Below are 24,118 nucleotides of genomic sequence, written 5' to 3'. Positions count from 1 at the left end.
GAGCCGGAGCTACGCCACCCGCCTCTCGGGACGGGGGTCACGGCGGAGGAGAAGCGACATGGACAACCCGGGCACCGCCACCCCGGAGACCTTCCCCGCGCAGGAACGGCTCGCGGGCGGCGCGCAGTACATCGCGGGACGGTTCGCCAAGGGCACGTCGGGGCGTACGCACGCCGTCGTCGACCCGGCCACCGGCACGGACGTGTACACGTACGAGCTGGCCGGCCCGGAGGACGTCGACCGGGCCGTGGCGGCCGCGCGGGACGCCTTTCCGGGCTGGTCCGGGACCACGCCCGGCGACCGGTCGGACGCGCTGCACCGCTTCGCCGCCGTGCTCGCCGACCGGGCGGAGGAGTTGGCCCGTGCCGAGTCCCTCCAGTGCGGCAAGCCGCTGAAGCTCACGCGCGAGTTCGACGTACCGGGGACCATCGACAACACCGCGTTCTTCGCGGGTGCCGCCCGGCATCTGCAGGGTCAGGCCGCCGCCGAGTACTCCGGTGACCACACGTCGTACATCCGTCGCGAGCCCATCGGCGTCGTCGGCTCCATCGCGCCCTGGAACTATCCGCTCCAGATGGCCGCCTGGAAGATCCTCCCGGCGATCGCCGCCGGCAACACGATCGTGCTCAAGCCGGCCGAGCTGACTCCGCTCACGTCGCTGCTCTTCGCCGAGGCCGCCACGCTCGCCGGGATCCCGGACGGTGTGATCAACATCGTCACCGGGACGGGGCAGGTGGCCGGTGAGCACCTCGTCGGGCACCCCGACGTGGCCATGACCTCCTTCACCGGGTCCACCGGTGTCGGCAAGCGGGTCGCCGAGGTCGCCACCGCGACCGTGAAGCGGCTCCACCTGGAACTCGGCGGCAAGGCGCCGTTCGTGGTCTTCGACGACGCGGATCTGGAGGCGGCCGTCAACGGCGCCGTCGCGGGCGCGCTCATCAACACCGGGCAGGACTGCACCGCCGCCACGCGCGCGTACGTCCAGCGCCCGCTCTACGAGGCCTTCGTGGAGCGGACGGCCGCCCTGATGGAGACCGTGCGGCTCGGGAACCCGTTCGCGCCCGGTACCGACCTCGGGCCGCTGATCTCGCACGCCCAGCGGGACCGGGTCGCCGGGTTCGTGGAGCGGGCGCGCGGCTACGCGCGCGTGGTGACCGGCGGAGAGGCCCCGGGCGGGGAACTGAAGGCCGGCGCGTACTACCGGCCGACCCTGGTCGCCGACGCGCCGCAGGACAGCGAGATCGTCCAGTCCGAGATCTTCGGGCCGGTGCTGGTCGTTCTGCCGTTCGACGGTGATGATGAGGGCATCCGGCTGGCCAACGACACCCCGTACGGTCTGGCAGCCTCCGCGTGGACCGGCGGCGTCTACCGGGCGAACCGCGCGACCCGCGAGATCAAGGCGGGGTGCGTGTGGGTCAACGACCACATTCCGATCATCAGCGAGATGCCGCACGGCGGCTACAAGGCGTCCGGCTTCGGCAAGGACATGTCGGCGTACTCGTTCGAGGAGTACACCCAGGTCAAGCACGTAATGTTCGACAACACGGCGGTGTCGCGGAAGGACTGGCACCGCACGATCTTCGGGGACCGATAGTCAGATCTCCGGCCGTTCGTCACGGCCCCCTTCCCGAAAGGGCACCAAGCGTATGAGGCAGTACGAGCCCGACCGCCCGACCCCGGTCGAAGCGGCCGCGATGCGGCGCAGTCTCCGCACCGGCCGGGCCGCCCTGGCCCGCCGGTCGTTCCTGGGCGGCGCGCTCGCGGTGGGCGGCGCCGGGGCGCTGAGCGCCTGCGGCATCCCCGCGGCCGGCAAGTCCCAGGGCGGGGTCTCCGCCGACGACCACTCGGCCACGGAGAAGGTCGTCAACTTCTCCAACTGGCCCGAGTACATCGACGTGGACGACAGCGGCAAGACGCACCCCACGCTGGACGCGTTCCGCAAGCGGACCGGCATCACGGTGAAGTACACCGAGGACATCAACGACAACGACGAGTTCTTCGGCAAGATCCAGCCGCAGCTCGCCGCCGGCCAGGACACCGGCCGCGACCTGATCGTCCTCACCGACTGGCTGGCCGCCCGCATGATCCGGCTCGGCTACGTCCAGAAGCTGGACGCGTCCAACCTGCCGCACGCGTTCGCCAACCTGTCGGACCAGTTCCGCGCCCCCGACTGGGACCCGGGCCGGGCCTACTCGTACCCCTGGCAGGGCATCTCCACGGTCGTCGCCTTCAACAAGAAGGCACTGAACGGCGTCGAGGTGAAGTCGGTCTCCGACCTGCTCGACAACCCCGCGCTCAAGGGCCGCGTCGGTCTGCTGACCGAGATGCGCGACACCGTCGGCATGACCATGCTCGACATGGGCATCGACCCGGCGAAGTTCACCACCGACAACTACGACGCGGTGATCGCCCGCCTGCAGAAGGCCGTCGACAAGGGGCAGATCCGCCGGTTCACCGGCAACGACTACACCTCGGACCTCAGCAAGGGCGACCTGGCGGCCTGTGTCGCCTGGGGCGGCGACATCGTGCAGCTCCAGGCCGACAACCCGGACGTCGCGTACGTCATCCCGGACAGCGGCTACATGACGTCGACCGACAACCTGCTGGTTCCCAACAAGGCGCGCCACAAGACGAACGCCGAGCGGCTCATCGACTACTACTACGAGCCCCAACCGGCCGCCGAACTCTCCGCCTACGTCAACTACGTCAGTCCGGTGGCGGACGTGCAGCCGTACCTTGCCAAGATCGACAAGTCGGCGGCCGACAACCCGCTGATCGTTCCCGACAAAGCCATGCAGGCCAAGTCCCACGCCTTCCGCGCCCTGAGCTCGAGGGAAGAGACGGCCTACCAGCAGAAGTTCGCGAAGCTCACAGGGGCGTGACGACACCATGACGACAGACAGCAGCGGCGACGTCCGCCTCACCGGCATCGGCAAGACCTACGACAACGGCTTCACCGCCGTACAGCCGATGGACCTGACCGTGCCGCAGGGCTCCTTCTTCGCGCTCCTCGGTGCCTCCGGCTGCGGCAAGACCACCACCCTGCGCATGATCGCGGGGCTCGAGGAGCCGACCACCGGCACCGTGCACCTCGGCGACCAGGACGTGACCCATCTGCCGCCGTACAAGAGGCCGGTGAACACGGTCTTCCAGTCGTACGCCCTCTTCCCGCACCTGGACATCTTCGAGAACGTCGCCTTCGGCCTGCGGCGGCGGGGCATCAAGAGCGTGAAGAAGCAGGTAGAGGACATGCTGGAGCTGGTCCAGCTCGGCGAGCAGGCGCGCAAGAAGCCGCACCAGCTCTCCGGCGGCCAGCAGCAACGGGTCGCGGTGGCCCGCGCGCTGATCAACCACCCCAAGGTGCTCCTCCTCGACGAGCCGCTCGGCGCCCTCGACCTCAAACTGCGCCGCCAGATGCAGCTGGAGCTCAAGCGGATCCAGACCGAGGTCGGCATCACCTTCGTGCACGTCACGCACGACCAGGAGGAGGCCATGACCATGGCCGACACGGTCGCCGTGATGAACGCGGGCCGCGTCGAGCAGCTCGGCTCGCCCGCCGACCTCTACGAGAACCCGAACACCACGTTCGTCGCGAACTTCCTCGGCACCTCGAACCTGATCGAGGCCGAGGTCGACTCGAAGAGCGGCGACGACATCGTCCTCAAGGCCGGCGGCGGCAAGCTGGTGCTGCCCGAGGCGCGATGTTCGGCGCCGACCACGACCGGCGGGAAGGTGCTGGTGGGGGTCCGGCCCGAGAAGATCTCCCTCACCCACGCCGACGACGCGGGTTCCATCCCCGAGGGCCGCAACCGGATCACCGGGAAGGTCGCCGACGCGAGTTTCATCGGCGTGTCCACGCAGTACGTCATCGACAGCGCGGTCTGCCCCGAGTTCGCGGTGTACGTGCAGAACGTCGAGCGCGACGGCCGCCTGGTCCCGGGCGCCGACGTCGTCCTGCACTGGAGCCCGGCGCACACCTTCGGCCTCGACGCCGCCCAGGACATCGACGCCGGCACCGAGGAGGAGGCCGCCTGATGGCCACGCTCTCCGAGGCGCCGCCGCCGCTCGCGCCCGCCGAACCCGAGACGAAGAAGGCCCCGCGCAGGCGCGGCAAGTGGACCCCGTACTGGCTACTGCTGCCCGGCATCCTCTGGCTGGTCGTCTTCTTCGCGCTGCCGATGATCTACCAGGGGTCCACGTCGATCCAGACGGGCTCCCTGGAAGAGGGCTACAAGGTCACCTGGCACTTCGCGACCTACTGGGACGCGCTGAGCGAGTACTGGCCGCAGTTCCTCAGGTCGGTGTTCTACGCCGCCGCGGCCACGATCCTGTGCCTGGTGCTCGGCTACCCGCTGGCCTACCTGATCGCGTTCCGCGCCGGGCGCTGGCGGAACCTGATCATGATCCTGGTGATCGCGCCGTTCTTCACCAGCTTCCTGATCCGCACCCTGGCCTGGAAGACGATCCTCGCCGACAACGGCCCGGTCGTGCACGTCCTGAACTCGCTGCACATCCTGAGCGTCACCGACTTCCTCGGCTGGACGGCCGGCGACCGCGTGCTGGCCACGCCACTGGCCGTGGTCTGCGGTCTGACGTACAACTTCCTGCCGTTCATGATCCTGCCGCTCTACACCTCGCTGGAGCGGATCGACGGTCGCCTGCACGAGGCCGCCGGCGACCTGTACGCCAAGCCGTGGACGACGTTCCGTAAGGTCACCTTCCCGCTGTCGATGCCGGGCGTGGTCTCCGGCACCCTGCTGACCTTCATCCCGGCGGCCGGCGACTACGTCAACGCCGAACTCCTCGGCTCGACCGACACCCGCATGATCGGCAACGTGATCCAGACGCAGTTCCTGCGGATTCTCGACTATCCGACGGCGGCCGCGCTCTCCTTCATCCTCATGGCCGCGATCCTCGCCATGGTCACCCTCTACATCCGCCGGTCCGGGACGGAGGATCTGGTCTAAATGCCCTTCGTCAACTGGCTCAAGAAGAATCTCGTCGTCATCGCGGGACTCCTGACGCTCGGATATCTCCTCCTGCCGAACGTCATCGTCACGGTGTTCTCCTTCAACAAACCGAAGGGGCGCTTCAACTACGAATGGCAGCAGTTCTCGCTGGACGCCTGGAAGCAGCCGTGCGGGGTCGCCGACATGTGCGGCTCGCTCTCCATCAGCCTGCGGATCGCCGCCCTGGCGACGATCGGCGCCACCGTGCTCGGCACGATGATCGCCTTCGCGCTGGTCCGCTACCGGTTCCGCGCCCGCGGCGCCGTCAACTCGCTGATCTTCCTGCCGATGGCGATGCCCGAGGTCGTGATGGCGGCCTCGCTGCTCACCCTGTTCCTCAACATGGGCGCTCAGCTGGGCTTCTACACCATCCTGATCGCCCACATCATGTTCTGCCTCAGCTTCGTCGTCACCGCGGTCAAGGCGCGTGTGATGTCGATGGACCCGCGCCTGGAGGAGGCGGCCCGCGACCTCTACGCCGGACCGGTGCAGACGTTCGTCAGGGTCACCCTCCCCATCGCGGCCCCCGGAATCGCGGCGGGCGCGCTGCTGTCCTTCGCGCTCTCCTTCGACGATTTCATCATCACCAATTTCAACGCGGGCTCCACCGTCACCTTCCCCATGTTCGTCTGGGGTTCGGCACAGCGCGGCACGCCCGTCCAGATCAATGTCATCGGTACGTCCATGTTCCTGGTCGCCGTACTGTTCGTCCTGGCATCGATGCTCATCAACAACCGCCGCAACAGGCAAAAGGCATAACCCCTTTATTGACTCTGTAGGGAGTTGAAAATCATGGCCCCAAGCGCCATGAGCCGGCAGGCAGATTGGACCAAGTCTCTCTCCGAAGCACAGCCCGTCGCGTACTGGCTGGAAGACCCCGGCAAGCCCCACCCCGAGCCCGCGCTGACCGGCGCCGACACCTGCGACCTGCTGGTCGTCGGCGGCGGCTACAGCGGACTGTGGACCGCGCTCAACGCCAAGGAGCGCGACCCCGGGCGCGAGGTGGTCCTGCTGGAAGGTCACGAGGTGGGCTGGGCCGCCTCGGGCCGCAACGGCGGCTTCTGCGCCGCCTCCCTCACCCACGGGCTGCCCAACGGCCTCGCCCGCTGGCCCGAGGAGATCCACCGGCTGCAGGAGCTGGGCCGGCGCAACCTCGACGAGATCGAGGCCGCCGTCGTCCGGCACGGCATCGACTGCGAGTTCGAACGCACCGGTGAGATCGACGTCGCCACCGAGACCTACCAGGCCTGGCAACTGCGCGACTGGCACAAGGACCTGGAGCGGCAGGGCCTCGCGGACGACATCGAGTTCCTCGACGCCGACGCGGTACGGGCGCAGGTGGACTCGCCGACCTTCGAGGCGGGACTGTGGGACCGCCGGGGCGTGGCCATGCTGCACCCGGCCAAGCTCGCCTGGGGCCTCAAGCAGGCCTGCCTCGCGCTCGGCGTCCGCGTGTACGAGCACACGCCCGCCCTCGCCCTGAAGGCCTATGGCGCCGGAATGGCCGTCCGCACCCCGTACGGGGCGGTCCGCGCCCGGCAGGTCGCGCTCGCCACCAACATCTTCCCGAACCTGGTCAAGCGGGTCCGTGCCTACACCGTCCCGGTCTACGACTACGCCCTGATGACCGAGCCGCTCACCGCCGAGCAGCTCGGCGCGATCGGCTGGAAGAACCGGCAGGGCCTCGGGGACTCCGCCAACCAGTTCCACTACTTCCGGCTGTCCGCCGACAACCGCGTGCTGTGGGGCGGCTACGACGCCGTCCACCACTACGGCGGCCGGGTGCGCCGCGAGTACGACGACCGTCCGGAGACCTACGCCAAGCTCGCCGGGCACTTCTTCAACTGCTTCCCGCAGCTGGAGGGCGTCCGCTTCACCCACGCGTGGGGCGGCGCGATCGACACCTGCTCCCGCTTCTCGGCGTTCTTCGGCACCGCCCACCAGGGCAAGGTGGCGTACGCGGCCGGGTACACCGGCCTGGGCGTCGGCGCCACCCGGTTCGGTGCCGACGTGATGCTGGACCTGCTGGCCGGGGAGGAGACCGAGCGCACCCGGCTCGAGATGGTCCGCAAGAAACCGCTGCCGTTCCCGCCCGAGCCGTTCGCCTGGACCGGTATCGCCCTCACCAAGTGGTCGTTGGCCCGCGCCGACGCGCACGGTGGCCGCCGCAACCTGTGGCTGCGGGCGATGGACCGGCTGGGACTCGGCTTCGACAGCTGAGCCCGGTCGTTGTGTGATCCAGCTCACTTCAACAAGGTGCTGAAACCCGCGTAATGCCCTCCGGGGACCTCCCTCTCTCCCCGTGACGCGACGCCCGCGTCGAGGAGCGAGATGGGGAGGTCTTCTGATGACTGGGGCGAAGACGGCGGTCGAATGGCTGGCATCCGTCGCACCGGATCCCGAGGCCTGCCGCTGGGAATGGGAGCGCAACCCGCGAGGGGTCGCGCTGCTGCCCGCCGGCAGGGCCTGGGACGTACTGATCCTGCCGGGCGAGCTCGGCTATCCGACCCTCGACGTGCTCACCCGCGTCCTCGACCGGCCGGGGCCCGTCCTGGCCGACTTCGGGGACAACCGGGTGGGCTTCTTCGTGCCGCCCGGCACGGCGGCCCGGTGGCTCGGCACCGGGATCCGCACGGCGGGCGCAGGCACCTGGATCGTCGTGCCGTATCCCGGGCGGCCCACCCTGGGGGTGCGGTGGCTGGTGGTGCCGGACGGGTCGGGGACGCTGACGGATCCGGCGCTGCTGGAGCTGGCGATGCACGAGGCTGCCGCCGGCCTGGCCGACGACTGAGCGCCGCTCGCGTGTCGGTCGCCGGTCGTCCGCGGGTGCGTCGTGGCTGGTCGCGCCCACGCGGCGGAGCCGCATGTCGATACAGCTCCGCGCCCTGGCGGCGCGCTGTTGTGCGGGCGGCCGGGAAAGGTCGCAACTCTTGACAGCTGGATTGGTCTGGACCAAATTGAGCGCGCACCCCACCTCCAAATCCCCCATCCTCGGAGGCACTTGTGGTTCGCGCGAGACCTGTCCTCACCATGCTCACGGCCGCGTTGCTGGCCGTACCCGGTATCACCGCGCTCTCGTCGGCCGCCCGTGCGGCCGACGCGGACCTCGCCGTCAACGGGGGGTTCGAATCGGGACTCTCCGGCTGGACCTGCACGGCGGGCAGCGGCACGACGGTCAACTCGCCCGTGCACGGCGGAAGCTCCGCGCTGCAGGCGACCCCGGCCGGCAGTGACAACGCCCAGTGCGCGCAGACGGTGACCGTCAAGCCGAGTTCGCAGTACACCCTGTCCGGCTACGTCCGCGGCTCCTACGTCTACCTCGGCGCGAGCGGCACCGGCACCACCGACGTCTCCACCTGGACCCAGTCCGCCCCCGACTGGCAGAAACTCACCACCACCTTCACCACCGGTGCCTCGACGACGAAGGTCACCATCTACACCCACGGCTGGTACGGCACCGGCGCCTACTACGCGGACGACGTGTCGCTGGTCGGGCCGGGCGGCGCCACCACGGGCCAGCCGCCGGCCGCGCCCACCGGGCTCGCCGCGGGCTCGGCCACCTCCTCCAGCGTGGCCCTGTCCTGGAGCGCGGTCACCGGCGCGACGAGCTACGCGGTCTACCGGGACGGGACCAGGGTCCAGACGGCGACCGGGACGTCGGCCACCGTGACCGGCCTGAACCCGTCGACGGCGTACAGCTTCCAGGTCACCGCCGTGAACGACGCCGGCGAGTCCGCGAAGTCGGCGGCGGTGACGGCCACCACGACCTCCGGCTCCTCCGGCGGCTCCACCGGCCTGCCCACCCACGCCCTGGTCGGCTACCTGCACTCCTCCTTCGCCAACGGCGCCGGGTACACCCGGCTCGCCGACGTCCCCGACAGCTGGGACGTCATCGACCTGGCGTTCGGCGAGCCGACCTCGGCCACCTCCGGGGACATCCGCTTCAACCGCTGCCCGGTCACCGAGTGCGCGAACGTGGAGAGCGACGCCGACTTCAAGGCGGCGATCAAGGCCAAGCAGGCGGCCGGCAAGAAGGTGCTGATATCCATCGGCGGCGCCAACGGCCAGGTGCAGCTCACCACGACGGCCGCGCGGGACACTTTCGTCTCCTCCGTCTCGAACATCATCGACACCTACGGCCTCGACGGCCTGGACATCGACTTCGAGGGCCACTCGCTCTCCCTGGACGCGAGCGACACGAACTTCAAGAACCCGACGACCCCGGTGATCGTCAACCTCATCTCCGCGCTGAAGACCCTCAAGGCCAAGTACGGCTCGAAGTTCGTGCTGTCCATGGCGCCCGAGACGTTCTTCGTGCAGATGGGCTACCAGTACTACGGCACCGGCAAGTGGGGCGGCCAGGACCCGCGCTGCGGCGCGTACCTCCCGGTCATCTACGCCCTGCGCGACGACCTGACCCTGCTGCACGTCCAGGACTACAACTCGGGCTCGATCATGGGGCTCGACAACCAGTACCACTCCATGGGCGGCGCCGACTTCCACATCGCCATGACCGACATGCTGCTCACCGGCTTCCCGGTGGCGGGCGACGCGGGCAACGTCTTCCCGCCGCTGCGCCCCGACCAGATCGCCATCGGCATGCCGGCCTCGACCAACGCGGGCAACGGCTACGTCGCCCCGTCCGAGGTCACCAAGACCCTGGACTGCCTGACGAAGAAGACCAACTGCGGCTCGTACACCACGCACGGCACCTGGCCGTCCCTGCGCGGCCTGATGACCTGGTCGATCAACTGGGACCGGTTCTCGGACTGGGAGTTCCAGAAGAACTTCGACGCGTACTTCGGCTGAGCAGCAGGCGCAGGGACGTCAGCAGGACGGTGGCCAGGCACCAGCTGGCCACCACGTCCAGCGGCCAGTGGTAGCCGCGGCGGACCAGACCGTAGGAGACCCCGAGGACCAGGACCGCGCACACGGTGACGGCGGTCCCGCGGGCGGCGGCGGACGTGAGCCAGGGGAGGAGGAGCAGGGTCGCGGAGCCGTACGCGATCGCCGCCGTCGCCGTGTGGCCGGAGGGGAAGTAGCCGACCGCCGGGGGGACGACAGGGGTCCCCGGGCGGGCCGTCCAGTCCTTCAGCGGCACGATGATCGCCGGGACCAGGGCCATCAGGACGGCGGCGGCCGTGGGCGGCAGCCACCACCGGTCTGTACCAGTGGCACGGCCGCGCCGGGCGACGTAGGCGATGACGAGCACCAGGACCGGGACCGCGACCTGCACGTTCCCGAGGTCGGAGAGGAGTTCGGAGAACCGGTCCGGATGGACGAGTGCGCTGCTCAGGCGGCTGTCCGGGCGGAGCAGCGGGCCATGGGCCACGACCTGCCAGGTGATCAGCGCGAAGAGGAGGGCCGACAGGCCCACGAGCGCCAGGAGTCCCGCAAGGGGAAAGCGAGGGAAGGAGGTCGGCCGCCCCGGAACAGGGGGGGTGGTTCCGAGGCGGCCGTCCGGATCGGAACGCCGCGCGCCCCGGGGGGTTTGGGGCGAGCGACCGTCCGATCGGTGAGGAGATCCGGAGCCAGAGGCACCGGTTGTGTGCGCGAGGGCACGACCAGGTCGAAGCTGGGGAGGCCCCGCCCTGAAATCGCCCACAGTCCCCTGTGGGCGGGGTGTATCTCTCATCTGGGTAGAACCTACGGCAGGGTCCGGCGCCGCGACAGGCGGAATCGCGTCCCGTCATCCACCTCGCACACCTTCTTCACACGGCCTGACGGGGGCCGCCCCAGCCCCCCACATCACGCCAGGTGGGAGGGGCGGGGCGGTGGTGACACACGGGTTCGAGACCCTTTGCGCTTGGCTGGGCGAAGCCTGTGGCTCAGATCCGCGCGAAGGCCTGCTCGATGATGTCGAGGCCCTCGTTGAGGAGGTCCTCGCCGATCACCAGCGGGGGCAGGAAGCGGAGCACGTTGCCGTAGGTGCCACAGGTCAGGACCAGCAGTCCCTCCTGGTGGCAGGCCTTGGCCAGGGCCGCGGTGGCCTCCGGGTTCGGCTCCTTGGTGGCGCGGTCCTTGACCAGCTCGATGGCGATCATCGCGCCCCGGCCGCGGACGTCGCCGATGACGTCGAACTTCTCGGCCATGGCGGTGAGCCGGGGCTTCATGATCGACTCGATGTTCTTCGCCTTGGCGTTGAGGTCGAGCTCCTTCATGGTCTCGATGGCCCCGAGCGCGCCGGCGCAGGCGACCGGGTTGCCGCCGTAGGTGCCGCCGAGCCCGCCCGCGTGCGCCGCGTCCATGATCTCGGCGCGGCCGGTCACGGCGGCCAGCGGCAGACCGCCGGCGATGCCCTTGGCCGTGGTGATCAGGTCCGGGACGATGCCCTCGTCCTCGCACGCGAACCACTGACCCGTACGGCAGAACCCGGACTGGATCTCGTCGGCGACGAACACGATCCCGTGGTCCTTGGCGAACTGCCTGATCGCCGGCAGGAAGCCCTTCGCGGGCTCGATGAAGCCGCCCTCGCCGAGCACCGGCTCGATGATGATCGCGGCGACGTTGTCGGCGCCGATCTGCTTGCTGATCTGGTCGATGGCCTGGGCGGCGGCCTCGGGGCCGGCGTTCTCGGGGCCGGTGAGCCAGCGGTACGCGTAGGCGACCGGGACCCGGTACACCTCGGGCGCGAACGGACCGAAGCCGTTCTTGTACGGCATGTTCTTCGAGGTCAGCGCCATCGTGAGGTTGGTCCGGCCGTGGTAGCCGTGGTCGAAGACGACGACTGCCTGCCGCTTGGTGTACGCACGCGCGATCTTCACGGCGTTCTCGACGGCCTCCGCGCCGGAGTTGAACAGCGCGGACTTCTTGGCGTGGTCACCCGGGGTGAGCTCCGCGAGGGCCTCGGCTACCTCCACGTAGCCCTCGTACGGGGTGACCATGAAACAGGTGTGGGTGAAGTCGGCCAGCTGGGCGCTCGCCCGGCGTACGACGGCCTCGGCGGAGGCGCCGACCGAGGTCACGGCGATGCCGGAACCGAAGTCGATGAGGCGGTTGCCGTCGACGTCCTCGATGATCCCGCCGCCCGCGCGCGCGGTGAAGACGGGCAGCACCGAACCCACACCCTGGGCCACCGCGGCGAGACGGCGGGACTGCAGCTCCTGCGACTTCGGGCCGGGTATGGCGGTGACGACGCGACGCTCCTGCGGAAGTGCGGTCATGGGGTGCTCCCTGATGAGTGGTGCGAACCGATGCGTGCCGGGCGCGTCCCGTCCGGTTGCTCCGGTGGTGCGTTTTCGGACGCTTTCCTTCTTTCTTCGCAGGCTAGGGCCGGGTGTGGGAGGTGGGCATGCTCCATGTGGGCGTTGTCGGAGAGTGACGTTGTCCGCGATGGACATAGTGCGGTCGGCGGGATCGTGACGCAGCGGTCGGCTCCTCGGCCGCGTAAGCGGTGAACTCCCCTTGCGAGGGCGTTAGATTGGCCGCTGACGGTGGACGGAAGAACGGCTGGTCAGGGAGCGAGAGCGATGGACAGCGACGGGACGCGGGACACGCGGCGTGCGCATGCGAATCCTGTACCGCGTCCGGCGGCGCCGCAGGACGCGGGCGCGGTGCCGGCCGAGCCACCCGCGGTACCGCCACGGCCCACGGCACCACCGTCGGCGGTACCGCCGCTGCCGGACGGCTCGGCCTTCCTGACCTGGCTGCGGGCGCCCAGGCCCGAGGCGGCACCGGGGGTGTGGCGGTTCGGGTACCGGGCGCGGGCGGAGCAGGAGCCCGAGGAGCTGCCCACCCGGCAACTGCTCAGCGGCGCCCTGATCGCCTTCCTGGTGGGGTGGCTGGTCTGGTCCCTGCTGACGCACGGGTACCTGGGGGCGTGGTGGGGGCTGCCGCTCCAGCTGCTCCTCCCCGCCTCGTGGCAGGGCGCGAACGCGACGATCTCACCGACCGCGACCCGCTTCATCTACGAGGGGTACACCTACCTCGTCGCTCTCACCATCATGCTCGTGGTCGGCAAGCTGGGCCGCTGGGGCGAGGTGTGGCGGCGGTTCGTGGCGCCCCGGTTCCGGGCCGCCGCGTCCGCGGGGTCCCGCCAGGAGGCTCCGGCGCCGTCGGAGGACCCCGCCCAGTGGCCCCACCTGCGTGCCGCCGGCGCCGACGCCGCCGCCGACAGGCTCGCCGCCGAGGCACGTTCCGGGCTGATGCGGGACGTGGACCACGCCCGGATCGCCCGCGCCTGGCAGGGCGTACGCAGCGGCCGGCACACCATGGCCACCTTCACCGCCGCCGTGGTCAAGGACGGCGCCGCCGCCTGCCTGCACCCCTCCGGCGAACGCGACCTGCCCGCCCGGCACGCCCGCCACGACCTGGTCACCGGCCAGGTCCGGCTCGGCACCACGGCCGACGACCCGCGCAACCCCTACCGGTACCGGGGCACCGGCCTCGCCCTCGGCCCCGAACTGCTCGGCACCTCGCTGCTCGCGGTCGGCCCGGCCGGCTCCGGCAAGACCGGCAGCCTGGTCCGCCCGCTCGCCGAGTCGCTCTGCCTGCACGCACTCGCCGGCCGCGCCTCCGTGGTCGTCGTCGGCGCGGCCGGCGCCGGCCTCGGACCCACCGACGCCTACGACGTCGTCATCCGCATCGCCCACCCCGAGTCCGTCTACGACCTCGACCTGTACGGCGGCAGCACCGACCCCGACGAGGCCGCTGCCATACTCGCCGAGGCCCTCGCCGGCGACCTCGCCGACCCGCACCCCGGCAGCGACAGCCGTCGCTCCACCACCGTCCTCGCCCAGCTGCTCGGCCCGTTCCGGGCGGTCCACGGCCGCTTCCCCTCCGTCCCCGAACTCCGCCGGCTCCTCGACGGCGCCCCCGGCCCGCTCGCCGCGCTCCGCAAGGCGCTGACGGCGACCGGCCACGAGTCGCTGCTGCGCGAGCTGGACGCGCGGGAACGCCCGATGGGACACCCGGGGGACGTCGGCGCCGTCCTCGCCGACCGCATCGCCCTCCTCGACCGCCCGGCCTTCGCCGGCTTCTTCGACACCTCCGGCCAGACCCGCCCCTTCTCCCTCAAGGCCCTCGACCACCCGGTCCGGGTCCGCATCGACCTGCCCGAGCGCGGCCACGCGGACGCCTCCCGCATCCTGGCCCGCCTGGTGCTCGCCCAGTTCACGGCGAGCGTCGCGGTACGGGACGACCGCTCGCTCTTCTCCTGCCTGCTCCTGGACGACGCGACGGGCGTGGTGACGCCGGAGGCGGTCCGCGCCGTCCAGCGGCTGCGCTCCGCCAACGCGGGCGTCGTACTGACCCTGCGCACCCTGGACGACGTACCCCGCCCGCTCCGGGGCCCCCTGCTCGGCGCCGCAGGCTGCCGGATGGCCTTCGCCGGACTCACCCCCTGGGACGGACAGGACTTCGCCGAGGTCTGGGGCAAGGAGTGGACCGAGGCCCGGGACGTCACCGACCGCCAGATCATCGCGGAGACCCCGGCGGGCAAGGCGCTGCACGTCGTACGCCGGGTGATCACCGGCAAGGCGGCCACGGCACGGGCCGTCACCGTCCGGCAGGTGGAGCGCGAGCGCTGGTCGGCCTCGGAGCTGGCGCACGGTCTGCCACCGGGCCACGCCGTCCTGTCCCTCACCACGGTCAAGGGCGAGCACGCGCCGCCGCTGCTGGTGGATCTCAGGGCAGGCGGCCGGGTCTGAACACCGGGGCACACGGGACCGTACAGTGAGGCAGAATCGATAGAGGCCGTTCATACGGCACGGCCAAAGACCACTGGCCTCACTCACGACGCGCACGACGCGCACGACGCGCACGACGCGCACGACGCTCCCGACGCCTTCGACCCAAGAGAAGATCTGACGGCCTGATGCCACCGACGCTCGCCTCGCTCGTCCACCACTCCGCGCTCAAACTGACCGTGCGCGCGGGCGAGGACCGCCTCGACGTGCCCGTGCGGTGGGCCCACGCCAGCGAACTCGCCGACCCCGTGCCGTACATGGAGGGCGGGGAACTGCTCCTGATCACCGCGCTGAAGCTGGACGCGGAGGATCCGGAGGCGATGCGGAAGTACGTGAAACGGCTGGTCGGAGCCGGTGTGGTGGGCCTCGGCTTCGCTGTCGGGGTCAATTACGACGGGATCCCGAAGGCCCTGGTCGACGCGGCGGAACACGAGGGCCTGCCCCTGTTGGAGGTGCCGCGCCGCACCCCCTTCCTCGCCATCAGCAAGGCGGTCTCGGCGGCGATAGCGGCCGACCAGTACCGCGCGGTGACGGCGGGCTTCGCCGCCCAGCGCGAACTGACCAGGCAGGCGCTCAACGCGGGCCCGGAGGGCCTGCTCACCGCGCTTGCCGCGCAGGTGGACGGCTGGGCGGCGCTGTACGACGCGTCCGGCGCGGTTGTCGCGACGGCACCGGAGTGGGCGGGGCGCCGGGCGGCGCGTCTGACGGCGGACGTGGAGCGCCTGCGGGAGCGCCCGGCACCGGCGTCCTCGGTGGTCGGCGGCCCCGACAACGAGGACCGGGTGGAACTGCACTCCCTCGGCACCGGCCGCCGCCCGCGGGCGGCCCTGGCGGTCGGCACGGCCTCGGCGCTCGGCACGGCGGAGCGCTACGCCGTCCACTCCGCGATCGCCCTCCTCACCCTCACGACGGAACGCTCCCGCTCACTGCACGCGGCCGAGCAGCGGGTCGGGGCGGCGGTGCTGCGCATGCTGCTCGCCGGACAGCCGGACCACGCCCGGGGCGTCGCCGGGGACCTGTACGGCGGGCTGCTCGACGCCCCCTTCCGGATGATCGTCGCGGACGCGGGCGGCGGCGAGGTGCCGGCCGGTCTCACCGAGGCGGTGGAGTCGGCCGCGGCCCGTGCCGGGGAGGCGGTACTGCTGGTGCCCGAGGGGGAGCGGCTGGTGGTGCTGGCCGCGGACGGGGGTGCGGCGGTGGCGGCGTGCGTGGAGTACGCGGCGGCGCGGGAGGCGGCGCGGTCTGTGCCGGCGGAGCAGGGCGGCGGCGAGGACGGCGAACTGGTGGTGGGCCTCTCCGCGCCCTCCGGCCCGATCGCGGCGGCGGCCGCCTACAAGCAGGCCGAGCAGGCGCTGTCCGTGGCCCGGCGCAGGGGCCGGGTCCTGGTCGAGCACGAGCAGCTGGCGTCGGGTTCGGTCCTTCCGCTCCTCGCCGACGACGCGGTGAAGGCGTTCGCCGACGGTCTGCTCAGGGCGCTGTACGAGCACGACGCGACCGGCCGGGGTGACCTGGTCGCCTCTCTCCGGGCATGGCTCTCCCGGCACGGCCAGTGGGACGCGGCGGCGGCGGACCTCGGCGTCCACCGGCACACGCTGCGCTACCGGATGCGCAGGGTGGAGGAGATCCTGGGCCGCTCCCTGGACGACCCGGACGTCCGGATGGAACTGTGGCTGGCGCTGAAGGCGACGTCGGGGGAGTAGCCGGGTCCTTGCCCACCCACCCGACCCGCACCGCCGAAACCGCACCGTCCCCCCAGGCCGACTGCAGTCCGCGGCTCGGCGGGGGCTGGCCACACCGTCCCCCGCGCCCCTGGGTTTCCCTTCGTGCCCCCACTTTGCAGACCGTCCGGCGTTTGAGGACGACGCCGGAGGGCGGGGGCTGGCCGCGCAGTTTCCCGCGCCCTTGGGCTTCTCATCGTGCGCCCACTTTCCAGCCCGTCCGGCGTTCGAGGACGACGACCGGCCCGCCCCCACCCTCCAGCCCGTCCGGCGTTCGACGACGACCGGGCCGCCCCCACTCCCCAGCCCGTCCGGCGTTCGAGGACGAGGCCGGAGGCCGATGCGGGGGTCCGGGGGCGGCAGCCCCCGAAACGGGCGGTCGAAGGGGGCCCACCCCCTGGAGGACGGGACGGGTAGGGGCGGCGGGGGCGGGAAAAAAGCGGCCCGCCCCCGGCACCGTGCCAATCCGGCGCACCCCCCACCCCCACCACTACACCCCGGACAAACACGCCCTCGGCCCCGTCGACCTACCGTGGAGCCGAACACCCTGCACACACCCACCCCCAACGCGGAAGGGCCGGGACTCGCAATGACCGCCACCCACGCCTTCTGGCTCGCCGGCCGCCAGGCCACCGGCGAGGACACCTTCGACGTCACCAACCCGTGGGACGCCCGTCTCGTCGGCAAGGTCAGCGTGCCCACCGACGCCCAGGTCGAGGAAGCCGTCGCCGCCGCGTACGCCGTACGGGACGAGTTCGCCGCCACCCCCGCCCACGTACGCGCCGCCGCCCTCGACCACGTCAGCCGCCGCCTGGCCGAGCGCACCGAGGAGATAGCCCAGCTGATCTCCGCCGAGAACGGCAAGCCGATCAAGTGGGCCCGCGGCGAGGTCGGCCGCGCCGTGTCCGTGTTCCGGTTCGCCGCCGAGGAAGCCCGCCGCTTCAACAGCGGCGAGGCCCAGCGGCTGGACACCGACCTCGGCGGCCAGGGCCGCCTCGCGCTGACCCGCCGCTTCCCGAAGGGCGTCGTGCTCGGCATCGCGCCGTTCAACTTCCCCCTCAACCTGTGCGCCCACAAGATCGCCCCGGCGATCGCGGCCGGTGTGCCGATCATCCTGAAGCCGGCCCCGGCCACGCCCCTCTCCGGCCTGATCATCGGTGACCTGCTCGCCGAGACGACCGGTCTCCCGGCCGGCTCCTGGTCGATCCTCCCGGTCGCCAACGACAAGATGGCCGCCCTCGTCCAGGACGAGCGCCTCCCGGTCATCTCGTTCACCGGCTCCGAGAAGGTCGGCTACTCGATCATGGACTCGGTGCCCCGCAAGCACTGCACCCTGGAGCTCGGCGGCAACGGCGCGGCCGTCGTCCTCGGCGACTACGCGAGCGACGCCGACCTCGACTGGGCCGCCACCCGCATCGCGACCTTCTCCAACTACCAGGGCGGCCAGTCCTGCATCTCGGTGCAGCGGGTCATCGCCGATGCCGCCGTCTACGACCGTCTCGTGCCGCGCATCGTCGCCGCCGTCGAGGCCCAGGTCACCGGCGACCCCGCCGACGACAACACCGACGTCGGCCCGCTGGTCAGCGAGGCGGCGGCCGAGCGGGTCGAGGCGTGGGTGAAGGAGGCCGTCGAGGCCGGCGCCACCCTGGTCACCGGCGGCGACCGCGACGGCGCCAGCTTCGCGCCGACCGTCCTCACCGACGTGCCGGAGGACACCACCATCTCCTGCGAGGAGGTCTTCGGGCCCGTCCTCACCGTGCAGAAGGTGCACGGCGAGGCCGAGGCGTTCGCCGCCGTCAACGCCTCCAAGTACGGCCTCCAGGCGGGCGTGTTCACCCACGACCTCCAGCTCGCCTTCCGCGCCCACCGGGCGCTGGAGGTCGGCGGCGTCGTCATCGGTGACGTGCCCTCCTACCGCGCCGACCAGATGCCGTACGGCGGCGTGAAGCAGTCCGGCGTCGGCCGCGAGGGTGTCAAGTTCGCCATGGACGACTACACCTACGAGCGCGTCCTGGTGCTCACGGGCCTCGCCCTCTGACCTGCCACGGACCACACACACCACGGCCGGAGCCCGCTGTGCGGGGGCTCCGGCCGTGGTGTGTCCCAGAACTGGCTGCTCTGCCTGAGCTCGATCAGACGGCGGTCGACGGCGGCCACCTCCTCGCGGGTGAGGACCGGCGGAACCCACCGCCGGGCCACGCCGTCGGAGTCCCCCCGGCGCCCTCCGAGAAGGCTCCGCCGGGGCGAGCCGCCGTTCCTGTTCAATCACGGCGTGACGAGGCGAAGATCTCTCTCATGGGAACACACCGAGATCTGCTGACCGGCACGACCGTCACCGGCGAGACCGTCCTCGGCCGCCACGGAGTGGCGGTGCTCAAGCCATGACGACCGACGGCACCGGCACCCGCGTCAACACCGCCACCGGCCCCGTCCACGGCACCTGGGAACCGGCCCCCGCCGCCCGCTGGGAGGACGCCTTCCTGAGCGGCAACGGCCACCACGGCACCCTCGTGTTCGGCGACCCGGACGACGACCGCGTCATCGTCACCCACCACACCCTCGTCCGCCCGAACGGCGGCGAACACGCCCGCCCGCCCCGTCTGGCGGCCGAACTCGTCGCGGTGCAGGACAGGTTGCTCGCCGGAGAGCGGGCCGCCGCGGAGAGCTTCACCGACGGCCGTCCGCTCCAGTGGGTGCAGCCCTTCCACCCCGCGTTCCAGATCCGGCTGCGCAGGCCGCACAGCCAGCCCGACGGCTACCGCCGCTCCGTCGACTTCACCACCGGCGAGGCCACCGCCACCGCCGCCGACTGGACCAGCAGGGTCTTCGTCTCCCGCGCGGACGACGTGATCGTGCAGCAGGTCACCGGCGCCGCCGCCCTCGACATCGCCCTCGACCACCGGCTCCCCGGCGCCCCGCCCGGCCTGGGCGTCGGCCACGGTGCGCTGCGCACCCCCGAGGGCGCCCTGCTCAGCCTCCGCGCCCGCTACCCCGGCAGCGACCGCGCCTACACGGGCGTCACCCTGGTCGCCGTCACCGGCGGCAGCACCGGACTCGTCCCGCCGGGCGTCCGCGTCACCGGCGCCGCGTCCGTCCTCCTCCTCACCCGGGTCCGCCGCCACACCGGCGAACTCGACGTGACCGCCGAGGCACGCGCACTGAGCGACCTGCTCGCCGACCAGGAGTCGTACGAGGCGCTGCTCGCCCGCCACCTCGTCCCGCACCGCGCCGCCTACACCCGCGTCACCCTCGACCTGGCCGCCCACCCGGCCGCACGCGCGCTGCCGGGGTCAGAGTTGGTCAAGCGGCCCGCCGAAGCGGCCCTCCTGGAGCGGCTCTTCGCCGCCGGCCGCTACCACCTGCTCTCCGCCTCCGGCCTCAACCCGCCCCGCCTGACCGGCCTGTGGACCGGCGACTGGGACACCGCCTGGTCGGGGGCGTTCACCAACGACGCCAACGTCAACCTCCAGACGGCCTCGGCAGCGGCGGCCGCCCTGCCCGAAGTCACACAGGCCTGCGCCGCACTGGTGCAGCGCCAGCTCGGCGACTGGCGGGAGAACGCCCGCGCGGTGTTCGGCGCCCGGGGCGCGGTGGCGCCCGCGCACAGCGACGGCGAGTCCGGGCTGGCTTACCACTTCAGCCGCGAATACCCCCTGCACCTGTGGACGGCCGGCGCCGACTGGCTGCTCAAGCCGCTGGTCGACCACGACGAGACCCGCGGCGAGCGCGACCCCCGCACGGCGGCGGTGCTGGCCGAAGTCGCGCGGTTCTACGAGGACTTCCTCACCCGGACCGACGCCGACGGCCACCTCGTGATCGTCCCCTCCTACTCGCCCGAGAACCGGCCCGCGAACGCGAGCTGGGGCACGGTCAACGCGGCGATGGACCTGTCCGCCGCCCGGCACGCGCTGCACACCGCGGCCGACTACCACCCGGGGCCGGACGCCGACCGCTGGCGCGCCCTCGCCGACCGGCTGCCCCCGCACCGGATCAACGCCGACGGCGCACTGGCCGAATGGGCCTGGCCCGGCCTCGACGACACCTACGACCACCGCCACCTCAGCCACCTGTACGGCGTCTGGCCGCTCGACGAGATCACCCCCTACGACACCCCGGAGCTCGCTGCCGCCGCCCACCGCGCCCTCGAACTGCGCGGCGCCGAGAACGACTCGGCCCACGGCCACCTCCACCACGCCCTCGTCGCGGCCCGCCTGCGCGACGGCGACCGGGTCGGCGCCGCCCTCGACCGCGTCCTGGCCGGCGACTTCTTCCACGCCTCCCTGATGAGCGCCCACTACCCGCACCGCGACGTCTACAACGCCGACGCCGCACACACCCTGCCCGCCGTGCTCATCGAGGCCCTCGTCCAGTCGACCCCGGACCGGCTCGTGCTGCTTCCGGCCCCGCCCGCCGCCCTGGGAGAGGGCCGGCTCCGGGGCATCCGCACGCGCTTCGGCGCCGAACTCGACCTCTCCTGGACCCCCGACGGCGCGCGGGCCGTCCTCACGCCGCACCGGTCCCTCCGCGTCGACCTGTGGACCTCCTCCGGCCGTCGGCCGCTCGACCTCGTCGCCGGAGAAGACCACGTCCTCACCCTGGGGACGTGGTAGCCCACCCGCACCTGAGGCTCCGGCGCCGGAGCCTCAGGTGCGGGTGAGCCAACTCCGGCACCGAATGGGGCGTCAACGCCAACCACTCCGACACCGGCGGCATCAAGTCGTACCCCAACTCCGAGAAGGTGCTTCGAGATCACGTCCTCGTCGGGCGGGCTGGACTTCACCGCCAACGGCGAGAGTGTCGGCAGCAGGTGAGCCACCGGGGCGGTCCCGCGATCCGGCGGGGCCGCCCCGCGCACCGTCACGCCCGGTCGACCTCGGCGCGCAGCGCGTTGTAGTCCGCGAAGGCGGCGTCGACCGCTTCCCGGGTCAGGCCGTAGCGGGCCAGGTCGTAGCTGTGTACGCGGGTTCCCCTGGGGCGGGCGGCGACGGCCGGGAGGCGGGCCGCGTCGGCCTCGGTCCAGCGGGCGCCGACGGCCGCGTAGAGCTTCGGGGCGCCCGCGGCCGGGTCGGCGCCCAGCCAGGAGTACGGCACGTCGACGAGGGACTCGCGGGGGATGCCGGCGCGGGCGGCGAGGCCGCGGCTGGCCGAGCGCGCCAGGAGCTCCAGCCAGGTGGCGCCGATCCAGTCCAGGTCGAGGGGGCGGGTGTTCACCGCCATGCCGTGTTCGACCAGGCTGCAGAAGGAGGCCACTGCGGTGGCCGGATCGCGGTGCGTCCACACGATCGTGGCGTCCGGGAAGACCGCCCGCAGCGCGTCCAGGTTCTCCAGGTGCAGCGGCGACTTCAGCACCCAGCGGCGGCGCGGGCGGCCGTACTGGAGGACCTGGTAGATCTGCTTGAGGTAGCGGTAGTCGGGGCCGAAGTCATGGGTCTCGTGCCAGGGCAGGTACTCGGGGATCACCGCCTGGGAGAGCGGCATCACCGTGTGCGGCAGCGCGAAGGTGCACTCCTCCGGTCCCTCGGGGCGCAGGTTGTGGATGTGCCGGAAGCGCGGGGAGAAGAGGTTGATGCCGCCGACCAGACGGCGGGCGGCCGTGATCGCCTTCTCCCGCTCCTCCGGCGGAAGTTCCAGATCCGGGGTGAGCAGCTCCCACAGCAACGGGCAGCGATGGTCCGCCGAGAGGGAGAGGATGCCGTGGGTGAGCGTGGTGGCGGTGCGGGGCAGGCCCACCACGAACACCGGGCGCTCGACGGGCTCCCGCTCGATCTCCGGGTGTTCGGCGAGCAGCCGGCGGATCCGGGCGCGGTTGGCGAGGTGCCGGCCGACGTGCCCGCGTGCGGACAGCCAGCCGACCGGGGTCAGACGCTCGGCTCCCGCCCAACATCGGAGCAGGTGGCGGAAGCCGTCGGTGAAGTGTTCGTCGCCCTCCGCGGGCCCGGCCGCCGCCAACAGCCGGTCGAAGGCACGGTCGGGAGTGCGGCGGCCGCGGAAGCCGGGTCGCAGCAGCAGGTCGGCGAGCGTGAGGGGGAGCGGGTCCAAGGCCACGGCAGCGGAACCCTTCGTGGGGGGACAGTCGGCGGGGATACTGATTACCCGCTCCAACTGCCTCACCGCACGGCCGAGTTGAGACATTAACCGGCCGGTAACGAGGGCCGTCGTAATCCGGCCGGACTACTCCGCGACCGGTAGCCTCGTTCCGTCGCGCAGGAACAGCGGGATACGGCCCAACGGCGCGTCCACCGTCACCGCCGTGCCGCCCTCGGACGGCTCGCCCGTCCACGCGTCCGTCCACCGGGCGCCCGCCCGTACGCCGCGCGGACCGTGGCGCCCGCTGTCAGCACCGGCGCCACCAGGAGGTCGCGGCCGAAAAGGTACGCGTCGTCGACCGTCCAGGCCGCCTGCGCGAGGCCGACCTTGGGCTGGTCGTCCGCGGACTGGATGCGGGCGGACTGATTCATGTCACGTGCTCCTGAAGGAGTGCGGACAGGGGGGGCGCCCCGGAAGGGCGGGGCGCTGCAAAGGGGTCAGGACCCGGCCGGCGCCGGTCCCGTGCTCGCCCGTACCGTCAACTCGGGTGCGATCAGCACGACTTCCTCGATGCCCCGGCCGTCCAGCTTGGCGACCAGGTGCTCCACGGCGTACCGGCCCATCTCCTGGGCGGGGATGGCGACCGAGGTCAGCCGGACCGAGGCCTGGACGGCGACCTGGTCCGGGCAGATCGCGACCACGGACACGTCCTCCGGCACGGCCCGGCCCTGCTGGCGCAGCAGCGCCAGCAGCGGCTCCACCGCGGACTCGTTCTGGACGACCAGGCCCGTGGTGCCCGGGCGCTCGTCGAAGATCCGGGCCAGCGTGGCGGCCATCGCGTCGTACCCGCCCTCGCACGGCCGGTGCAGCACCCTCAGGCCCAACTCCCGAGCCCGGGACCGCAGTCCGTCCAGGGTGCGCTCGGCGAAGCCGGTGTGCCGTTCGTAGACGGCCGGGGCCTCGCCGATGACAGCGATGTCACGGTGACCTAGCTTCGCGAGATGCTCCACGCACAGCGCGCCGGTCGCCCCGAAGTCGAGATCGACGCAGGTCAGGCCGGAGGTCGAGGCAGGCAGACCGATGAGCACGGAGGGCTGGTCGGTCTCCCGCAGCAGCGGCAGCCGCTCGTCCTCCAGCTCCACGTCCATCAGGATCATGGCGTCGGCGAGCCCGCTGCCGGTGACCCGGCGCACCGCGTCCGGCCCCTCCTCGCCGGTGAGCAGCAGGACGTCGTAGCCGTGCGCGCGGGCCGTGGTGGCCACCGCGATCGCGATCTCCATCATCACCGGCACGTACATGTCCGTACGCAGCGGGATCATCAGCGCGATGATGTTCGAACGGTTGCTGGCCAGGGCGCGGGCGCCCGCGTTCGGGTGGTAGCCCAGCTCCCGGATGCTCTGCTCGACCCGCTGCCGGGTGGGGGTGGAGATGGACCGCTTGCCGCTGAGGACATAGCTCACCGTGCTCGCCGAGACTCCGGCGTGCTGGGCGACCTCGGCGAGGGTGACCATCCGGCTCTCCAAGTTTTGTGAAGCGCTTCGACAGTGCGCATTGCCGGCAGGGTGGCGAGTGAGGGTGGTTCGACAGTAGCTTCAGTGCGCGTGGGTGTCCATAGGTGTCGAAGCGCTTCGACAGTGAATGGCCGGCCCGTCCAGTACCCCGAAGACGCTGCCGGCCG

The 24,118-nt window shown here is 71.7% G+C and carries 17 protein-coding genes and 1 pseudogene; 13 read left to right on the top strand and 5 right to left on the bottom strand.

The annotated features are described in order from the left end of the window. Window positions 1–58 precede the first annotated feature (58 nt). From BLW82_RS12145 to BLW82_RS12110, 8 genes are all read left to right on the top strand, one after another. Window positions 59–1,594, top strand: a complete 1,536-nt coding sequence (locus BLW82_RS12145; protein ID WP_093498802.1) for a gamma-aminobutyraldehyde dehydrogenase — start codon at window positions 59–61, stop codon at window positions 1,592–1,594. A gap of 52 nt (window positions 1,595–1,646) precedes the next feature. Beyond that, entirely contained in the window at window positions 1,647–2,882 is a 1,236-nt protein-coding gene (locus tag BLW82_RS12140) for an ABC transporter substrate-binding protein (RefSeq protein ID WP_093498801.1), read from the top strand. Window positions 2,883–2,889: 7 nt separating this feature from the next. Further along, window positions 2,890–4,035, top strand: a complete 1,146-nt coding sequence (locus BLW82_RS12135; RefSeq protein ID WP_093498800.1) for an ABC transporter ATP-binding protein — start codon at window positions 2,890–2,892, stop codon at window positions 4,033–4,035. Next, window positions 4,035–4,967 carry an ABC transporter permease gene (locus BLW82_RS12130; RefSeq protein WP_093498799.1) on the top strand — a complete coding sequence of 311 codons (933 nt, stop codon included), beginning with the start codon at window positions 4,035–4,037 and terminating at the stop codon, window positions 4,965–4,967. The genes BLW82_RS12135 and BLW82_RS12130 overlap by 1 nt, the downstream gene beginning before the upstream one ends. After that, window positions 4,968–5,768, top strand: coding sequence for an ABC transporter permease (locus BLW82_RS12125; protein ID WP_093498798.1), 801 nt, complete (start codon window positions 4,968–4,970; stop codon window positions 5,766–5,768). Between the two features lie 33 nt (window positions 5,769–5,801). Next, window positions 5,802–7,229, top strand: a complete 1,428-nt coding sequence (locus BLW82_RS12120) for an NAD(P)/FAD-dependent oxidoreductase (RefSeq protein WP_093498797.1) — start codon at window positions 5,802–5,804, stop codon at window positions 7,227–7,229. Between the two features lie 127 nt (window positions 7,230–7,356). Then, the gene (locus tag BLW82_RS12115; protein WP_093498796.1) at window positions 7,357–7,800 is read left to right on the top strand and encodes a hypothetical protein; all 444 of its coding nucleotides are present in this window, start codon (window positions 7,357–7,359) and stop codon (window positions 7,798–7,800) included. A 239-nt stretch (window positions 7,801–8,039) separates the two neighbouring features. Further along, window positions 8,040–9,818: a chitinase gene (locus tag BLW82_RS12110; protein ID WP_093498795.1), complete on the top strand. Its 1,779-nt coding sequence runs from the start codon at window positions 8,040–8,042 to the stop codon at window positions 9,816–9,818. On the opposite strand, the gene BLW82_RS12105 is transcribed toward BLW82_RS12110, so the two are convergent. Together BLW82_RS12105 and gabT are read right to left on the bottom strand one after the other, a co-directional pair. After that, on the bottom strand, window positions 9,757–10,386 hold the full coding sequence (locus BLW82_RS12105) for a phosphatase PAP2 family protein (protein ID WP_371131331.1): 630 nt from the start codon (window positions 10,384–10,386) through the stop codon (window positions 9,757–9,759). The genes BLW82_RS12110 and BLW82_RS12105 overlap by 62 nt on opposite strands. 451 nt (window positions 10,387–10,837) lie before the next feature. Then, window positions 10,838–12,172 (bottom strand): 4-aminobutyrate--2-oxoglutarate transaminase, encoded by a 1,335-nt coding sequence (gabT, locus tag BLW82_RS12100; RefSeq protein WP_093498794.1) that lies wholly within the window; start codon window positions 12,170–12,172, stop codon window positions 10,838–10,840. 306 nt (window positions 12,173–12,478) lie between these two features. Between gabT and BLW82_RS12095 the strand changes: the two genes are divergently transcribed. The 5 genes from BLW82_RS12095 to BLW82_RS12080 all read left to right on the top strand — a co-directional run bounded on the left by BLW82_RS12095 (window position 12,479) and on the right by BLW82_RS12080 (window position 21,023). Further along, complete coding sequence (locus BLW82_RS12095; protein ID WP_093498793.1) at window positions 12,479–14,656, top strand: type IV secretory system conjugative DNA transfer family protein; 2,178 nt, start codon at window positions 12,479–12,481, stop codon at window positions 14,654–14,656. Between the two features lie 167 nt (window positions 14,657–14,823). Beyond that, window positions 14,824–16,395 (top strand): PucR family transcriptional regulator, encoded by a 1,572-nt coding sequence (locus BLW82_RS12090; RefSeq protein WP_093498792.1) that lies wholly within the window; start codon window positions 14,824–14,826, stop codon window positions 16,393–16,395. Window positions 16,396–17,002: 607 nt separating this feature from the next. Continuing rightward, window positions 17,003–18,451, top strand: a complete 1,449-nt coding sequence (locus tag BLW82_RS12085; RefSeq protein WP_093498791.1) for an aldehyde dehydrogenase family protein — start codon at window positions 17,003–17,005, stop codon at window positions 18,449–18,451. Between the two features lie 257 nt (window positions 18,452–18,708). Continuing rightward, window positions 18,709–18,798, top strand: a complete 90-nt coding sequence (locus tag BLW82_RS43240; protein ID WP_107408528.1) for a Beta-galactosidase C-terminal domain — start codon at window positions 18,709–18,711, stop codon at window positions 18,796–18,798. Further along, window positions 18,795–21,023, top strand: coding sequence for a glycosyl hydrolase family 95 catalytic domain-containing protein (locus BLW82_RS12080; RefSeq protein ID WP_093498790.1), 2,229 nt, complete (start codon window positions 18,795–18,797; stop codon window positions 21,021–21,023). The genes BLW82_RS43240 and BLW82_RS12080 overlap by 4 nt, the downstream gene beginning before the upstream one ends. A 247-nt stretch (window positions 21,024–21,270) precedes the next feature. Here the strand turns inward: BLW82_RS12080 and BLW82_RS12075 are convergent, their stop codons facing one another. The 3 genes and pseudogenes from BLW82_RS12075 to BLW82_RS12065 all read right to left on the bottom strand — a co-directional run bounded on the left by BLW82_RS12075 (window position 21,271) and on the right by BLW82_RS12065 (window position 23,951). Continuing rightward, entirely contained in the window at window positions 21,271–22,458 is a 1,188-nt protein-coding gene (locus BLW82_RS12075; protein WP_093498789.1) for a sulfotransferase family protein, read from the bottom strand. A 126-nt stretch (window positions 22,459–22,584) separates the two neighbouring features. After that, window positions 22,585–22,814: pseudogene (locus BLW82_RS12070) on the bottom strand (family 31 glucosidase); the annotation flags it as partial. Window positions 22,815–22,937: 123 nt separating this feature from the next. After that, window positions 22,938–23,951: a LacI family DNA-binding transcriptional regulator gene (locus BLW82_RS12065; protein WP_093498788.1), complete on the bottom strand. Its 1,014-nt coding sequence runs from the start codon at window positions 23,949–23,951 to the stop codon at window positions 22,938–22,940. Window positions 23,952–24,118 lie beyond the last annotated feature (167 nt).

Origin of the sequence: Streptomyces sp. Ag109_O5-10, assembly GCF_900105755.1 — a bacterium.
GTDB lineage: Bacteria > Actinomycetota > Actinomycetes > Streptomycetales > Streptomycetaceae > Streptomyces.
Note: the sequence above shows the minus strand (reverse complement) of the source record. Positions and strands in the feature narration are given on the sequence as shown.

Excerpts from the sequence above, each read along its gene's own strand:
- BLW82_RS43240 (WP_107408528.1), top strand. The coding sequence starts at position 18,709 with ATGGGAACACACCGAGATCTGCTGACCGGCACGACCGTCACCGGCGAG.
- BLW82_RS12120 (WP_093498797.1), top strand. The coding sequence starts at position 5,802 with ATGGCCCCAAGCGCCATGAGCCGGCAGGCAGATTGGACCAAGTCTCTC.
- BLW82_RS12090 (WP_093498792.1), top strand. The coding sequence starts at position 14,824 with ATGCCACCGACGCTCGCCTCGCTCGTCCACCACTCCGCGCTCAAACTG.
- BLW82_RS12110 (WP_093498795.1), top strand. The coding sequence starts at position 8,040 with ATGCTCACGGCCGCGTTGCTGGCCGTACCCGGTATCACCGCGCTCTCG.
- BLW82_RS12130 (WP_093498799.1), top strand. The coding sequence starts at position 4,035 with ATGGCCACGCTCTCCGAGGCGCCGCCGCCGCTCGCGCCCGCCGAACCC.
- BLW82_RS12125 (WP_093498798.1), top strand. The coding sequence starts at position 4,968 with ATGCCCTTCGTCAACTGGCTCAAGAAGAATCTCGTCGTCATCGCGGGA.
- BLW82_RS12085 (WP_093498791.1), top strand. The coding sequence starts at position 17,003 with ATGACCGCCACCCACGCCTTCTGGCTCGCCGGCCGCCAGGCCACCGGC.
- BLW82_RS12080 (WP_093498790.1), top strand. The coding sequence starts at position 18,795 with ATGACGACCGACGGCACCGGCACCCGCGTCAACACCGCCACCGGCCCC.
- BLW82_RS12135 (WP_093498800.1), top strand. The coding sequence starts at position 2,890 with ATGACGACAGACAGCAGCGGCGACGTCCGCCTCACCGGCATCGGCAAG.
- BLW82_RS12095 (WP_093498793.1), top strand. The coding sequence starts at position 12,479 with ATGGACAGCGACGGGACGCGGGACACGCGGCGTGCGCATGCGAATCCT.
- BLW82_RS12140 (WP_093498801.1), top strand. The coding sequence starts at position 1,647 with ATGAGGCAGTACGAGCCCGACCGCCCGACCCCGGTCGAAGCGGCCGCG.
- gabT (WP_093498794.1), bottom strand. The coding sequence starts at position 12,172 with ATGACCGCACTTCCGCAGGAGCGTCGCGTCGTCACCGCCATACCCGGC.
- BLW82_RS12065 (WP_093498788.1), bottom strand. The coding sequence starts at position 23,951 with ATGGTCACCCTCGCCGAGGTCGCCCAGCACGCCGGAGTCTCGGCGAGC.
- BLW82_RS12145 (WP_093498802.1), top strand. The coding sequence starts at position 59 with ATGGACAACCCGGGCACCGCCACCCCGGAGACCTTCCCCGCGCAGGAA.
- BLW82_RS12115 (WP_093498796.1), top strand. The coding sequence starts at position 7,357 with ATGACTGGGGCGAAGACGGCGGTCGAATGGCTGGCATCCGTCGCACCG.